Source organism: Solidesulfovibrio aerotolerans, from assembly GCF_009856865.1.
Lineage (GTDB): Bacteria > Desulfobacterota > Desulfovibrionia > Desulfovibrionales > Desulfovibrionaceae > Solidesulfovibrio > Solidesulfovibrio aerotolerans.
Genome location: NZ_WVUD01000001.1, coordinates 190,641 through 204,751 on the forward strand (window position 1 = coordinate 190,641; position 14,111 = coordinate 204,751).

Consider the following 14,111-nt stretch of genomic DNA (forward strand, 5'->3'; position numbering starts at 1 on the left):
ACAATGGATGTACGCCGTCTTCATGCCTTTGCCAAAGTCTATGAATTACGCAGCTTTTCCCGGGCTGGAGACGAGTTGCGGCTCTCGCAACCCACCATAAGCGCCCACATCTCGGCCCTGGAAGACGAACTCGACACCCAGCTCTTTGATCGCCTCGGCCGTACCGTATTGCCGACCCAGGCCGGTGATGTGCTCTTTCGCTACTGTACCACTATTTTCACCCAACTCGATCACGCCAAAGCCGATATCCTGGCGCTGTCCAAGCGGGTGGCCGGGGAACTGGTCATCGGCGGCAGCACCATCCCGGCGCAGTATATCATCCCCAAGCTGGTGGCCCGCTACGCTGCGGCCTATCCAGAGGTCCGTATTGATCTGACTGGTGGGGATTCCAGCGAAATCAGCCAGAACGTGGCGGATGGGACGGTACATGTCGGCATCATCGGTGCGCCGGCCTCCTTTCCCGAACTTGTCAGCATCCCGTATCTCGATGATGCTCTGGTACTGGTTGCCCCGGTCCAACGCGGCCAGACGCGTCTGGATACGGCCGGGTGGCAGGAGCAGTTGGTGGGCTTGCCCTGGATTATGCGCGAGCAGGGGTCCGGTACCCGCCAGACCCTTGATGCAGCCATGGCCCGAGCCGGTATTGATCTTCGCAGTATTGCTCCGGTGCTGGTGGTGCATTCGTCTTTAGCGGTGCTTGAGTGTGTGGAAGCGGGGTTGGGCGTGGCGGCGGTGTCCGCCCTGGCCGCGCGGGCCTACCTGGAACGCGGCACAGTGGCCGCTCTGGACGTGCCGGGACTGGATATGCGCCGCAGTTTTTACGTGGTGCACCACGGGAAACGCTATCTCTTTCCTGCCTTGCGTTTTTTTCTCAAAATCTGCGAGTGCGTCTAGCGGCTCCAAACACAACGCGCTGCCGCTGCAAACAGTAAAAAGCCCGCCCCGGCATGCCGGGGCGGGCTTTCGTGTCAATTGAGCCGGATTTCAGTCGCTGCGTTAACCACCGATGAGCTGCATGGCCATCTTGGGCATGGAGTTCGCCTGGGACAGCATGGCCACTGCCGACTGGGTAAGGATCTGGTTGCGCACGAACTGGGTCATTTCCGTGGCCACATCGACATCCGAGATCTGGGATTCGGCCGCCTGCAGGTTTTCACTCTGGACCTGCAGGTTGGAGATGGTGTTCTCCAGCCGGTTTTGCAGAGCACCGAGGTTGGCCCGGATCTTGTCCTTGGACACGATGGCGGTCTTTAAGGCATCCAGCGCCTTCTGGGCCAGTTCCTGGGTCGAGATGCTCTTGCCCTGGGCGCCTGCGCCGGCACCGATGCCGACACCAAAGGCCGAGGCTGTGGAATTGCCGATCTGGACGTAGTAGTAGTCTTCCGAAGAACTGTTGCCCGAACCAAAGTGCACCTTGAGCTTGCCGGTTGCGACCAGACCGCTGCCACTGTGGGTGTCACCAGAAAGGTTGCCGTTGAGCAGATAGATGCCGTTGAAGTCGGTGGCGTTGGCGATTCGGGTAATTTCCGAAGCCATGGCCTGGTATTCAGAGTCGATGATCAGACGCTGATCCGACGTGTAGGTACCGGTGGAAGCCTGTTCGGCCAGTTCCTTCATGCGGATGAGCTTTTCGTCAACGATCTGCAAGGCACCGTCTGCGGTCTGGATCATCGAAATGGCGTCGTTGGCGTTGCGCACACCCTGGTTGGTGGCGGAGATGTCAGCCCGCATCAGTTCGCGAATGGCGAGGCCGGCGGCGTCGTCAGCGGCGGTGTTGATACGAAGGCCGGAAGACAATCGCTGTGTCGAAGTAGACAGGGCGCTATAAGAGTTATTCAGATTACGAGCCGCAGTGGCTGCCATCATATTGTGATTAATGACCATGGACATGGCTTTTCCTCCGTGAAAAGTTTGTGCATCCAGCTGGTTTCCCATGAAGGCGAGAGTATCGCCGGCGGCATGGGGTGGTGATTATACTTCCGTGGCTTTCGCCGGCCTACTCTTGTGCGTTGATGGTATGGAAGCCTCCTTTGCCAGTAAATCTTTTAAGCGGCTTTGCCTCCATTGGCAGCTGCTTTGACCCACTTATCGGCCCTTGATGAAAACCCTTTAGCCATTATTTTTTTAAAAATTATGAAAATAAAGACCGGTAACAGGCTTAAAATTGCTTGCTACCGCATCAAGTCATAAGCGTGTAAAATTGGCAGATGGAATAAAAAGAGGGTATTAGGCGAAAGGAGCAGTGGCACTGCGGAGACAGGCAAAAGTATGTGCTTGTCAGCATTCCTATCGGACGCTTTAACAAACCCATTAGCCTGGGAAAGGATTTTTTTTTGGCAGGGTGGCTCTTCCAAAAACGGGACGCGCTGCCGCAAGCTATAGGCCTGGGAGTGGGGTGTTTAAAGGCCGGGCGTTCCGCTGGATGGGAGGTGAAGCTCCTTGCAGCATCCTGGCAAATATATTATAATTGTCGATATGTTAAGTCAAATCTAACAGAGGAGAAAACGATGCGCGGGAATAGAATCGGCCGGTTGCTGCTGGCCCTTGCTCTGACTTTGGGAATGACCGGACAGGCTTTGGCTGCCGCAGAAGCCCTCATGATGGCCACCACCACCAGCACCGACGACACCGGGCTTTTGCCCGTGCTTGGCGAGGCCTTTCAAAAAGACACCGGCATAGAACTCAAATGGGTGGCCGTAGGGACCGGCAAGGCCTTGGAGCACGGCAAAAACTGCGATGTGGATGTGCTGCTGGTCCACGCTCCGGGGGCTGAGAAGAAATTTGTGGAAGAAGGCAACGGAACCAAACGCACCGAAGTCATGTACAACGACTTCATCCTTGTCGGCCCGGCGGCTGATCCGGCCAAGATCAAGGGTAAAAAGGCCGACGAAGCTTTGGCGGCCATCGCCGCTGCCAAGGCCCCCTTTATCAGCCGCGGCGACGACTCCGGCACGCATAAAATGGAACAGTCCCTGTGGAAGGGTGCCTCAATGGCTTTGCCGGACAAAGAGGCATGGTACGTTTCGGCCGGCCAGGGCATGATGGCCACCCTTAATATGGCTGGCGAGCGCAAGGGCTACACCCTGGTGGACCGCGGCACTTATATTGCTTATGAAGATCAGGCCAAGGGCAAGCCGGCCCTGGCCATTTTGGTAGAAGGCGACAAGCCGCTGCTCAACCAGTACAGCGTCATTCCGGTCAATCCGGCCAAGTGCCCCAAGGTCAAGGTCAAGGAAGCCGAGGCGTTTTCCGACTGGCTGGCCTCGGCCAAGGGCCAGAAGGTCGTGGGCGACTTTACGCTCAAGGGGAAGAAGCTTTTCACTCCCAACGCTACCAAGTAAGGGCTGCGCCAACGCAGCTATCGGACCCGGCCGCAACCGCGCAAGGGGATGCGGCCGGGCGAGGCAACAGGGCATGAATTACATTCTTGACGGCTTGCGCCAGGCTTTGGCCCTTCTTTCCGGCGGCGATCCGGAAACGTTTTCAGCCGTCTGGACCACCCTTGTCGTGACTCTGGAGGCCATGGCCGCCACCTTGGTGCTTGGCGCGCCGGCCGGCTTTTTTTTGGGCTACACCGAATTTCCCGGCAAACGGTTGATCCGGCTTGTGGTTGAAACCTTTCTCTCTTTCCCGACGGTGGTCATTGGCCTCGTGGTTTACGCCTTTGTGTCCAGACGCGGGCCGCTTGGCGAGTGGGGGCTTCTCTTTACCGTGCCGGGCATGGCCGTGGGCCTGACCATCCTGGGACTGCCCATTGTCATTGCCCTGACCGCCCAGGCCGTGGAAAATCTCGACCCCAGGCTGCGCCCCACGCTTCTCACCCTGGGAGCCGGACCCAGGCAGGTCTTTTTTGCCACTCTCGGCGAGGCCCGGTTTGGTTTGCTCCTGGCCGCCACAGCCGCCTTTGGCCGCATCTTTTCCGAAATCGGTATTTCCATGATGCTCGGCGGCAACATCAAATGGTCCACCCGCACCATCACCACGGCCATCGCCCTGGAGACCGGCAAAGGAGAATTTGCCACGGGCATCGCCCTGGGCATCGTGCTTATGATTATCGCCCTTGCCGTCAACATGACTGCTGCGGCCTTTCGCCGCCGGTCGGCCGCATGAGCGCCCTCTACGTGCTTACCGACGTGGTCCAGTGCTACGGGGATCGGGAAGTGCTGCGCCTGCCCAGCCTGGCTGTGGCCGAAGGGGTCATCCTGGGGCTGGCCGGTCCCAACGGCGGCGGCAAGTCCACCTTGCTGCGGCTGCTGGCCTTTCTCGAAACGCCGGTGGCCGGCGAAATCCACTATCGCGGCGCGCCGACAGTGGGGCGTGAATACGCCCTGCGCGGCGAGGTGACCTGCTTTCCCCAGGAGCCGTATCTGCTCAAGCGCTCGGTGCGGGCCAACGTGGGTTTTGGCCTGACCGCGCGGGGCGCGCGTGACGTGCGCGACCGGGTGGAGGAAGCCCTGACCATGGTCGGGCTTGACCCGGGCCGCTTTGCCGGGCGCATGTGGCATGAGCTGTCCGGCGGCGAGGTCAAGCGTGTGGCCCTGGCCGCGCGGCTGGCCCTGCGCCCCCGGGTGCTCCTTTTGGACGAACCCACGGCCAATCTCGACCGCGACAGCGCCGAACTGGTGCGCCGGGCCGTTGTCGCCGCCCGGGAGCGCCATGGCACGACCCTGGTCATCAGCGGCCACGATCACGCCTGGCTGCGGGCCATCTGCGACGACATCCTGTGGCTGCGCGACGGCACACTGGCTGCCCCGCTGTTCGCCGACGGCCACGCCTGGCCTGAAACCGCCGAGCAAACCAACACGGTCGCAAGGAATGTGTCATGAAACAGGGCGTTCAGATTCTTGGTTTTAAAAAATCCGGCAAGACGACTGCGTGCCAGGCCCTGCTGGCCCATCTGCAGGGGCTGGGCCATGCCCCGTGCGCGCTGAAATGTACGCACAACCCCGGCATCGACAAGGAAGACACCGACACCGACCGGTTTCTGGTCCACTGCCGCACGGTGGGGGCCATCGCCGGCCAGGAAAGCGCGCTTTTCTGGAACGATCCCCGCAAGGTTTCAGACCTGCTGGCCATGCTCGACGGCGATGTGCTGGTCATGGAAGGCGGCCGGGAGCACGTGGTTGCGCCCCGGGTGCTTATGCTGCGCGACCCGGCCGAGGTCGAGCAGTTGTCCGCACCGGGGCTGGTGCTGGGAACGTTTGGCGACGTGCGCGCCCCGGGCCTGCCCCATATCGAATCCGTCGAGGCGCTCGCCGCCCTGGTGCTGGAAAAGGGGTTCGTCTTGCCGGGACTGGACTGCGGAGCCTGCGGGCGCGACGACTGTGCGGCCCTGGCCGGCGACATCATGGCCGGTCGGGCGACCATCGAGGACTGCGCCACCCGCCATGTGTCCATTGCCATTACCGTAGGCGGCCGGCCGCTGACGCTCAATCCCTTTGTCGAGCGCATCCTGGCCGCCGGTATCCGGGGGCTGGTGTCCGAACTCAAGGGCTTTGGCCCAGGCCCCATCGACGTCCACATCGATTGATGCGGCTTCCGGCCCGGCCTGACGGGGCCGGCTCTCGCCCTTTGCGGTCTGTCGGTGGCCGCATTTGCACTGGAAACTGCGGGCGTGGTCCCGGGTGGGCCGGCCAAAGTTCTTTGCGGTCTGTCGGTGGCCGGATGTATTGTCTTCGCCGCACTTGCCGGGTAATGGATTGGGAAACGCTTTCGTGAGGGGGGCCGCAATGACCAGCGCCTGGGACGCCGACGATTCCCCCTTGGGGTTTGATCTCGGCGCGGCCATCGATCCCGCAGTCCTCGACCGGCAGATCATCGACGCCGTGGCTCGGCGCATTCATCAAAAGATGGATGATTACGAGGCCTACAACTTTACCGCCAAGCAAAGCATCGCGCTTAATATCTTTTTTGATCTGGCCCAGGAATTCCCGCAACTGGAACACCTGTATGCGGTGTGTCTGCTCATCCCCAAACTGTTTTTTGATATCGAGTGCAATCTGTATGTGCTCGACAGCAAAAGCGGTGCCATCCGCCGGTGTGCCTACCGTTGCATGGATGCCGACGCCGGCGAGATCGGCGATCTGCCGTTTCCCCAACGGACTGTTGTGCGCGACGACCGGCTTTTTATTCCCATCAAAGGCAATCACGAGCTGATCTCGCAACTGCCGTTCACGCCGCGTGAAGATGTGTTCGGCATGCTGGAAATCTATCCGGCTGACCAGCTCTCCGAGCATGACCGGCTTTTCTTCGAGCGCTACGCCAACCGTTTCGGTTTCCAACTCCATAATCGCATCCTGACCAATAAGAATAAAGAACATTTGCTGTTTATCCGCAGTCTGGTCAAGGATATCGGCCACAACGTCATTGTGCCCAATATTTATTTCAAGCTGTATTACAAACGGCTGCGCTCGAAAATTGATCTGCTCAAGTTTTTCGAGTGGAAGCTCAAGCAGTTTTTTGAAAATGAATCCCAGCCGGTCGAGGATTTGCCGGCGGCCAAGGACAAGCTGCTGCGCGATCTGGGCTATGTCCATGAGGGTCTCATGGACCAGTACCGCCAGATTCTGACCCATTACGAGCAGACAAGCCTGTTTCTGGAAACCCTGCTGCGCCGCTCGCATTTCGAGGAAGGGCGCTACGTATTGGAAAAACGGGCCTGCAACTTTAAAAAACAGGTCATCGACCTGCAGATGGAACGCTACCGGCCCCGGTTTGAGGAGCGCGGCATCGAGGTCGATACGTCGCTGGGCGGCGTGCCTGACCAGGAAATCGAGGTGGTGGTGGATATTGGCCTGATCAGTCAGGTCTACGCCAACCTGTTCTCCAATGCCGTCAAATACACCCGCGAAGTGGTGGACGCGGCCTCAGGCCAGCGGCGGCGCTTTATTTCCTTTGGCTGGGAGCGCAAGGAGAATTTCTTCGGTCCCGGGCGCGACGGTATCAAGCTTAACGTCTTCACCTCCGGCCCGGCCATTCCCCCGGAAACCGCAGCCCATCTGTTTGAGGAGGGCGTGCGCGGCGAAAATGCTTCCGGCGAATACGGCACCGGCCATGGTCTGTATTTCATCCGCGAAGTGGTGCGCTTGCACGGCGGCGTGGAAGGCTACGAAGCAACCGATCTTGGCAACAACTTCTTTTTCGTCCTGCCCATGGACCCCATCGTCTGATCCGGGCGGCCACGCCCCCGAGACCGCCAGTTTGTTGCGTCTGTCGCGCTCCGGCATGCGCAATCTGCCCGCCCGTCGCTCGTGGCCAAGCCGTAGGGCTGCGGGCGGCTTGTGCCGCTCGGTCCTGCTTCAGCCTGCCTTGCCTGCGTGGGTCCCTCCCGCCGCGCCACCCCGGCACCGCCGTTAACGCGTGCGCCCCTCCCTCCACAGCCGCCACATGGTCGCGCCGTTGACCACGGCGATAATCGATTCCAGCAGCGTCCCGCCGATGGAGCCCGAGGCAATATTGTTGCCCAGCCAGCATAGGGTGGCGAAAAATAAGAGCCCCCGCAGCCGGATGCCGGTCAGGAAAAAGGCCGCCACCGTGCCCGAGCAGCCGGCGGCGATAGAAAACAGCGCTGTCCAGGACGTGGCCAGCCACACCCCCAGGATGATGTTGGCCGCCAGGAAAAATCCCGCCAGATACGGCGACCGGGTGCGCAACGACGCAAACATGCGCACCGCCGACAAGCCCGCCGAAAACGACGCCGTGGGATTGCCAAGCAAGGCAAAATGCACGGTATAGGCCAGGCATTCCACAGCTATAAGCGATTTGAGCTTCCAGTCGATGCGTTGGGCAAAGGCCGTCACACCCAGGACAAAGGCCAGATAGCCGACCATCTGGGCCGGCGAAAAAAAATCCATGCTGCGTCCTTATAGGGTCCGGGCTTGGCTGATGACGCCCGGTGGCCTGGGCGACGGCGGGGGCAACGGCCAAGTGGTTGGCATGTTCCCGGACCAGGGGCGGGAGTACGCCCAGGATGCGCCGTTGACAAGATGCGGCGGGCTGCCTGAAGCGTTTGAAGCTCTTGACACCACTGGATGGTGGTGGCAAAAATATTGTCACCACGTGGAGGTGGTGACACATGATCGAAGCGCAGGAACTGACGCTGCTGGGCCTTACCAGTTACGAGGCCGCTGCCTATCTGGCGCTGCTGGGCCGGCCGCAACTGACGCCGGCCGAGGCTGCCGCCCGGGGAGCCATTCCCCGGCAGCGGGTCTACGATGTGTTGGCGAGTCTGGCCGCCAAGGGGCTGTGTCTGGCCCGGGACGGCTCGCCGCGCGCCTATGCCGCCGTGGCCCCGGCCATTGCCCTGGATCTGCTGGTGCGCGAACGCGGGGAGCAGCTTGCCCGGCAAAAGCGGGAAGCTGCCGCTGCTGCGGCCCGGCTGGCCGAGGCGCTCTCTCCGATCTTTGCCGGCGGGCGTGGCCAGAGCGATCCCCTGGCCTATGCCGAGGTGCTGACCGGACCGGCCCGCATCGCCCAACGCGCCCTGGCCCTGGCCGCAAGCGCCAAGCACCGGGTTAATTCCCTGATCGCCCAACCACTCATCCTGTCGGGGGAGCAGAATCAGACCTTTATGGAAGCGCCGCTTGGTCGCGGCCTCGACTACCGGGCGCTGTGCGACGCGGCCACCCTTACTTCCCCGGATGTCGGCCCGCTGCTGCAGGCTCTGCGCAGCCAGGGTCTGGCCGTGCGGCTGGCCGAGACCTTGCCGCTTAAAATGCAATCCTTCGACGACGAGACCGTACTCCTTTCCATGCAAGACCCGGCCGGCGGGCCGCCGAGCTTTACCGCCGTGGTCATCCACAACCGGGGCGTGGCCGCCATGCTCAATCTGGCCTTTGAGCAGCTCTGGGCCGGGGCCACACCGCTGCAAGGGAGTCTCTGATGACACCACAACAAGAGCAAGCCGGATCAGGCGTCACCATCCGCCGGGGCTACGTGCCCGGGTTGATCGGCCGGGTGGCGGAACTGCATGGCTGCTACTACGCCGCGGCCTGGGGGGCTGGCGCGCCGTTTGAGGCGCTTATCGCCCGTGAATTCGGGGAATTTATGGAAGGCTACGACGACCGGCACGATCTGGTCCTTTCAGCTTTTCGGGACGGCCGCCTGATCGGGTCCATCAGCGTCTTTGGCCGCCGCCGGCTGCCCGAAGGGGCGCAACTACGGTTTTTTATCGTGGACCCGGCCTGCTGCGGCTGTGGCGTCGGCAAAGCCCTGCTCGCCCAAGCCCTGGCCTGGTGCCGGGAGCAAAAGCTCGCCCGGATGTTTCTCTGGACCGTGGACGGTCTGCCCGCCTCGCGCCGGCTCTATGAAAAAGCCGGGTTCCGGGTGACCGAGCGCGTGCCCGACGACCGCTATACCGTAGTACGCGACAACTTGCGCCTGGAACTCGATTTAGAGGGTGTGTAGGTCAGAGACAGAAGAAGCCTCCGGCGGCCGGGGGCCTGAGGCCCCCGGACCCCCCATCGGGGAAAGTTTTTCAAGGGGTTTTGGCCGTTGGCCGGCACACTGGCCGGCTACCGGCCTGGACAGGCCGTGGGTGGGAGCGGGAAAGGCGTTTCCGTCAAGCGCCATCTTCGACTGCCCAGTATTTCGTCGGCCAGCGTTTCGCCCAACGCCAACAACCCCCTCAAAAAATTCTCCCTTTCAGGGGGTCCGGGGGGGATGATCCCCCCCGGCCGCCGGAGGCTTCTTTTCTTTATTCCTGCATCATCAGCCTAAAATAACCAGATATGGTCCAATTCCGCGCCTTCCTTGCCGTCGGTGCGGCGCTCGCGCAAAATGGTTGCCGGCCGGCCGGCCACCACCATGTTGTCCGGCACGTCGTGAACGACCAGGGAGCCGGCCGCGACAATGGCCTGGCGACCGACGGTCACGCCGGGAAAGAGCATGGCCCCGGAATAGACCTTGGCGTAATCGCCCACCGTGACGGGCTTGTAGATGCGTTCGATGTGCGACGCTTCGCCGTGCAGGTGGGTGAGGATGCGCACGTCCTCGGCCAGGGACGCGCCATGCCCGAGCGTAATGCCGCCCTTGGCGTCGAGAAAGACGTTGCGGTTGATGAAAACGCCGTCGCCAACGCGCAGCAGCGGGGCGAAATTAAAGCGCACGTTTTCTTCGGCCGTAAAGGCGGCTCCGCAGGCCCCGAACAGGTGCCGGGCCAGCAGGCGGCGAAAGGGAATGGCGAACGGCACGATCAGGCTCAAGGGCAGCTTGTCAAAGGCGTCCCAAAGAAAGTGCCTATGCCGCTGGGCCGGCGTCAGCGGACACTCCTGGGCCATGGGCAAGGTTTCCGCATACAGTTGGAGGCGGCAGATCGTGTTGAGTTCCAGGGGAGGGGCTTCCAGGATGGCCAGGACATCCAGCACGGCTTCGGGCTGCTCGATGTGTTCCAGCAGTTCCTCCACTTGTCGCAGGCGGCTTGAAAACCAGGCAGGCATGGGGTGTTCCTCCGAGCGGGTGTTGTTGGCTGTCCCTGGGCTGTGCCGGGTCAGAGCCAGTATTCGGGATAACGCCGGTTCGGGGCCGCGTTGACGGCCACTACGGCGACGAGCAGCATGATAAGCGCCCCGGAGAGCACTGGAAAGAGGACGTAGAGGTAGCCCAGAGCCAGGATTTTCGGGCCGCCGGTGACGGCAATCAGCGCCGTGGCACCACCCGGGGGATGGAGCGTGCCGGTGGCGTGCATGACGGCGATGGCCAAGGCAACGGCCAGGGAACAGGCCAGCCAGTCCGGCGAGGCAATGGCCAGGCGCACCGTCACGCCGACCAGGGCCGAGAGGACATGGCCGCCGATGAGGTTTCGCGGCTGGGCCAGCGGGCTTTTGGGGGCACCGTAGAGCAGCACGGCCGACGCCCCGAAGGAGCCGATGAGCATGGACAGGCCGGCCGGATCGGCCACCCGCTCGTGCAGAAAAGCCACGGCCGCGATGCCGGCTGCGGCCCCGAGAAACGACCAGCCGATTTCGGCTGCGCCCACCCGGGGCGGGCGTGTTCCCGCGCCGCGCATTTTGGTAAAAAATGTCATACAGGACACCCCTGGTCGCCGCCGCGGCAGGAGCGCACCACGTCGCCCCGGCTGACGATGCCGCACAGCCCGGTGGCATCAACCACCGGCAGGCGGTTTATCCCTTGTTCGGCCATGAGGCGGGCGGCCTTCGAGCGCGGCGTGTCCGGGCCGATCACCACGGCCGGGCTGGTCATGAGGTCCGCAACCGGGGTTTCGCCCAGGGTCGGGGCGGCCAGGGGGCCGGGGCAGGCGTCGGGGGAGAGCAGGCGTGCGGTCAGCGCCGCTGCGGAAGCCTCGGCCGGCAGGGCCAGCAGCCGCAGCAAATCCTTGATCGAGAGCACGCCGACCACGCTGCGGCCTTCCAGCACCGGCAGGCCCGAGACGCCGGCCGCCGCCATTGCCTGGGCCGCCGCCAGAGCGGTTGTGGCCGGGGCGGCGCACACCGGATCGCGGGTCATGATTGCGGCGACCGGCACGTCCCGGCCAAGCCGGGCTGCGGCGTGGGCAAAGGCCAGGCGGTACAGGGCCAGGGCGTCGGTGGGGGAGATGTCGAGATAGCCGCCGAGGTGGCGCATGGCGTCGAGGATGTCTTCCTCGTCCATGGCAGCCATGTCGGGCATGTCGGCCATGTAGGGGAGCCGGGTGGGCCGGGTCGGTTCGTCGGGCATGGGGCGTCCTCCTGACGGGCAGCCTGCCACAGGAGCGACGACAGGGACATGACTTAGGTCAACCGCCAACCAAACGCAGGGAACGTCCATGGCGACGTTCCCTGCGTTTGGTTTGTGGGGCAGCGCGGATGTCCCGCGCTGCCTTAAGGGGCGTTGCCGCTAGATGGCGGCGTCGCCGGTTTCGCCGGTACGGATGCGCACCACGCCTTCCAGCGCGTAGATAAAGATCTTGCCGTCGCCGATGGCTCCGGTGTTGGCGGTTTCGCGGATGGCGGTCACGACCTTCTCGGCCAGCCCGTCGGCCACAACCACTTCGATTTTTACCTTTGCGTTAAACTGCACCTGGTATTCGATGCCGCGATAGGCCTCGACATGGCCTTTCTGGCGGCCGTAGCCGCGCACTTCGGTGACGGTCAGGCCGTGCACGCCCAGGGCGTCCAGGGCGTCTTTGACTTCGTCGAGCTTGAACGGCTTGATGATGGCTTCAATCTTTTTCATGGGATTCCCCGTGCTTAACGATGGGTTTTCTGCAGGACGAATTCCGGATAGGCGGACACGGCCACTTCATGCTGATCCAATCCTTCCAGTTCGTGTTCGGGCTTTACACGAAGGGGGATGATCAGGTCCAGAACCTTGAAGAAGGCATACATGACGATAAAGACGAACACAAAGTTGGTGACGATAGCGATGAGCTGGGCCATGAGCTGGCTGCCTTCGCCGTAAAACAGGCCGGTGACGCCGCCGGCCACGCCGTTTAAGGCGTCACCGTAGGTGCCGTCGCTGAAAAGGCCGACGCAGAGCATGCCAAAGGCACCATTGACGCCGTGGACGGAAATGGCACCGACCGGATCGTCAATTTTCAAGGTGCGCTCGACGAAGAAGACGCTGGCGCACAGCAGCACGCCGGCGATGGCGCCAATGGCGACGGCCGAGACGGAGTTGACGAAAGCGCAGGGCGCGGTGATGGCGACCAGACCGGCCAACAGGCCGTTGGCGACCATGGAGATGTCAGGCTTGCCGTAGAACAGCCACATGTACAGCATGGCGGAAAACGAACCAGCGGCCGAGGCCAGCATGGTGTTGACGGCGATGACGCCGATGCGCAGGTCGCCGCCGGCCAGGGTCGAGCCGGCGTTAAAGCCAAACCAGCCGAAAGCCAGGATGAAGCAGCCGGCAATGGCCATGGGAATGTGGTGGCCGGGCAGGGCGTTGGGGGTGCCGTCTTCACGGTACTTGCCCAGGCGCGGTCCGAGCACGATGCCACCGGCCAGGGCGGCCACACCGCCGGTCATGTGGACCACCGAGGAGCCGGCGAAATCCACCGCGCCATGGCCCAGGGCATAGAGCTTGCCCAGGCTCGACAGCCAGCCGCCGCCCCAGACCCAGTTGGCATAAAGCGGATAGACGAACATGGAGATGAAAAAGGCGTAGACCACGAAGGACTTAAAGGTCCAACGTTCGGCCATGGTGCCGGTGGGGATGGTGGCCGTGGTGTCCATAAAGACCATCTGGAACAGGAACACCGAGAAGATGACGGCGTCGTAGGACACGCCGGACAGGAAAAAGCCGGTGGTGCCGAACAGGCCGAAGTCATTGCCGCCGATGGTGATGGTGAACTCGTTGGCCAGGGCCTGGGCACCGCCGAGGGTGGCCACACCGCCGACGCCGCCCATCTGCAGGGCAAAGCCGCAGATCCAGTAGCCGAGCATGCCGATGCCGTAGACCATCATGTTCATGGCCATGGTGTGGCCGGCGTTTTTGGCCCGGGTAAAGCCGGTTTCCGCCAGGGCGAAGCCGGCTTGCATGAACATGACCAGGAAGCCGCAAATGAGCGTCCAGACCATGTTGATGGCGATGCGGTTGTGCCCGACGACGTCGGCCAGTTTGGCGGCCAGGGGTTCCTTGGCGGCCAGGGTCTCCATGTCTTCCTTGGTGGGGGCGCCGGCGGTGACGCCGATGACGTCGGCAGCGGTGCCGATGGATGCGCCGCTCGGGTCGGAAACCGGGGCCGGGGCGTCGTCGGCCAGAGCCGTCAATGGCAAGGCCAGGGTCGTTAAAAACAGGGCCAGAAGCAGGGTGAGGATGCCTTTTTTCATGTTTGTCTCCGAAGCCTGGGGTTCTACCGACAGGAGCGTCGGCCATGCACCGATTGCCGCCACGCGGCGTGCCGCCGTCCGTGCCGGTTACGAGGAATCGAAGGAAGTAAACATGGGGCCTCCGGGGGTGCGGTTGTGTTGTCGTCACAGTAGGCTGTGCAATGTTGGGGCCTTGTCTGGAACAGGCCTGAATAAAAGGTTTTTTTGAGAGGTGCAGCCTGGTTTGGGCAAAAAAACCCGTTTTGCGACATTTTTGCTGCGTAATGAGGTGCCAAAAATGTCGCGGTGAAGGGCGGATGCGGTATTCCCTGTAAATCACGCATGAATTGACTAGCTCAAAGA

General features: G+C 62.3%; 15 protein-coding genes. 8 read left to right on the forward strand and 7 right to left on the reverse strand.

Features of this window, described 5'->3' with window-relative positions; all coding sequences use genetic code 11:
• Nucleotides 1–3: 3 nt before the first annotated feature.
• Nucleotides 4–894 (forward strand): selenium metabolism-associated LysR family transcriptional regulator, encoded by an 891-nt coding sequence (locus GTA51_RS00885; RefSeq protein ID WP_160957894.1) that lies wholly within the window; start codon nucleotides 4–6, stop codon nucleotides 892–894.
• A 102-nt stretch (nucleotides 895–996) separates the two neighbouring features.
• Here the strand turns inward: GTA51_RS00885 and GTA51_RS00890 are convergent, their stop codons facing one another.
• On the reverse strand, nucleotides 997–1,890 hold the full coding sequence (locus GTA51_RS00890) for a flagellin N-terminal helical domain-containing protein (protein ID WP_160957896.1): 894 nt from the start codon (nucleotides 1,888–1,890) through the stop codon (nucleotides 997–999).
• A gap of 617 nt (nucleotides 1,891–2,507) precedes the next feature.
• Here GTA51_RS00890 and GTA51_RS00895 point away from each other — a divergent pair.
• The 5 genes from GTA51_RS00895 to GTA51_RS00915 all read left to right on the forward strand — a co-directional run bounded on the left by GTA51_RS00895 (nucleotide 2,508) and on the right by GTA51_RS00915 (nucleotide 7,169).
• Complete coding sequence (locus GTA51_RS00895; RefSeq protein ID WP_160957897.1) at nucleotides 2,508–3,341, forward strand: ABC transporter substrate-binding protein; 834 nt, start codon at nucleotides 2,508–2,510, stop codon at nucleotides 3,339–3,341.
• Nucleotides 3,342–3,414: 73 nt separating this feature from the next.
• Nucleotides 3,415–4,110: an ABC transporter permease gene (locus GTA51_RS00900; protein WP_160957898.1), complete on the forward strand. Its 696-nt coding sequence runs from the start codon at nucleotides 3,415–3,417 to the stop codon at nucleotides 4,108–4,110.
• Entirely contained in the window at nucleotides 4,107–4,826 is a 720-nt protein-coding gene (locus GTA51_RS00905; protein ID WP_160957900.1) for an energy-coupling factor ABC transporter ATP-binding protein, read from the forward strand. The genes GTA51_RS00900 and GTA51_RS00905 overlap by 4 nt, the downstream gene beginning before the upstream one ends.
• Nucleotides 4,823–5,530: a (Fe-S)-binding protein gene (locus tag GTA51_RS00910; RefSeq protein WP_160957901.1), complete on the forward strand. Its 708-nt coding sequence runs from the start codon at nucleotides 4,823–4,825 to the stop codon at nucleotides 5,528–5,530. Before GTA51_RS00905 ends, GTA51_RS00910 begins: the two co-directional genes overlap by 4 nt.
• Nucleotides 5,531–5,729: 199 nt before the next feature.
• On the forward strand, nucleotides 5,730–7,169 hold the full coding sequence (locus tag GTA51_RS00915) for a sensor histidine kinase (protein ID WP_160957902.1): 1,440 nt from the start codon (nucleotides 5,730–5,732) through the stop codon (nucleotides 7,167–7,169).
• A 183-nt stretch (nucleotides 7,170–7,352) separates the two neighbouring features.
• Here the strand turns inward: GTA51_RS00915 and GTA51_RS00920 are convergent, their stop codons facing one another.
• Entirely contained in the window at nucleotides 7,353–7,853 is a 501-nt protein-coding gene (locus tag GTA51_RS00920; RefSeq protein ID WP_160957904.1) for a YgjV family protein, read from the reverse strand.
• Between the two features lie 221 nt (nucleotides 7,854–8,074).
• Between GTA51_RS00920 and GTA51_RS00925 the strand changes: the two genes are divergently transcribed.
• The gene (locus tag GTA51_RS00925) at nucleotides 8,075–8,881 is read left to right on the forward strand and encodes a TrmB family transcriptional regulator (RefSeq protein WP_160957905.1); all 807 of its coding nucleotides are present in this window, start codon (nucleotides 8,075–8,077) and stop codon (nucleotides 8,879–8,881) included.
• Nucleotides 8,881–9,405 carry a GNAT family N-acetyltransferase gene (locus GTA51_RS00930; RefSeq protein ID WP_160957906.1) on the forward strand — a complete coding sequence of 175 codons (525 nt, stop codon included), beginning with the start codon at nucleotides 8,881–8,883 and terminating at the stop codon, nucleotides 9,403–9,405. Before GTA51_RS00925 ends, GTA51_RS00930 begins: the two co-directional genes overlap by 1 nt.
• A gap of 308 nt (nucleotides 9,406–9,713) precedes the next feature.
• Here the strand turns inward: GTA51_RS00930 and GTA51_RS00935 are convergent, their stop codons facing one another.
• From GTA51_RS00935 to GTA51_RS00955, 5 genes are all read right to left on the reverse strand, one after another.
• Nucleotides 9,714–10,436 carry an acyltransferase gene (locus tag GTA51_RS00935; protein WP_160957908.1) on the reverse strand — a complete coding sequence of 241 codons (723 nt, stop codon included), beginning with the start codon at nucleotides 10,434–10,436 and terminating at the stop codon, nucleotides 9,714–9,716.
• A 50-nt stretch (nucleotides 10,437–10,486) separates the two neighbouring features.
• Nucleotides 10,487–11,023: an HPP family protein gene (locus tag GTA51_RS00940; RefSeq protein WP_160957909.1), complete on the reverse strand. Its 537-nt coding sequence runs from the start codon at nucleotides 11,021–11,023 to the stop codon at nucleotides 10,487–10,489.
• The gene (locus GTA51_RS00945) at nucleotides 11,020–11,673 is read right to left on the reverse strand and encodes a CBS domain-containing protein (RefSeq protein ID WP_170300316.1); all 654 of its coding nucleotides are present in this window, start codon (nucleotides 11,671–11,673) and stop codon (nucleotides 11,020–11,022) included. Before GTA51_RS00945 ends, GTA51_RS00940 begins: the two co-directional genes overlap by 4 nt.
• A 159-nt stretch (nucleotides 11,674–11,832) precedes the next feature.
• A complete protein-coding gene (locus tag GTA51_RS00950) occupies nucleotides 11,833–12,171 on the reverse strand; it encodes a P-II family nitrogen regulator (protein WP_160957910.1) in 339 nt (112 codons plus the stop codon).
• A 14-nt stretch (nucleotides 12,172–12,185) separates the two neighbouring features.
• Nucleotides 12,186–13,769, reverse strand: coding sequence for an ammonium transporter (locus GTA51_RS00955; protein ID WP_160957912.1), 1,584 nt, complete (start codon nucleotides 13,767–13,769; stop codon nucleotides 12,186–12,188).
• Nucleotides 13,770–14,111: the final 342 nt, after the last annotated feature.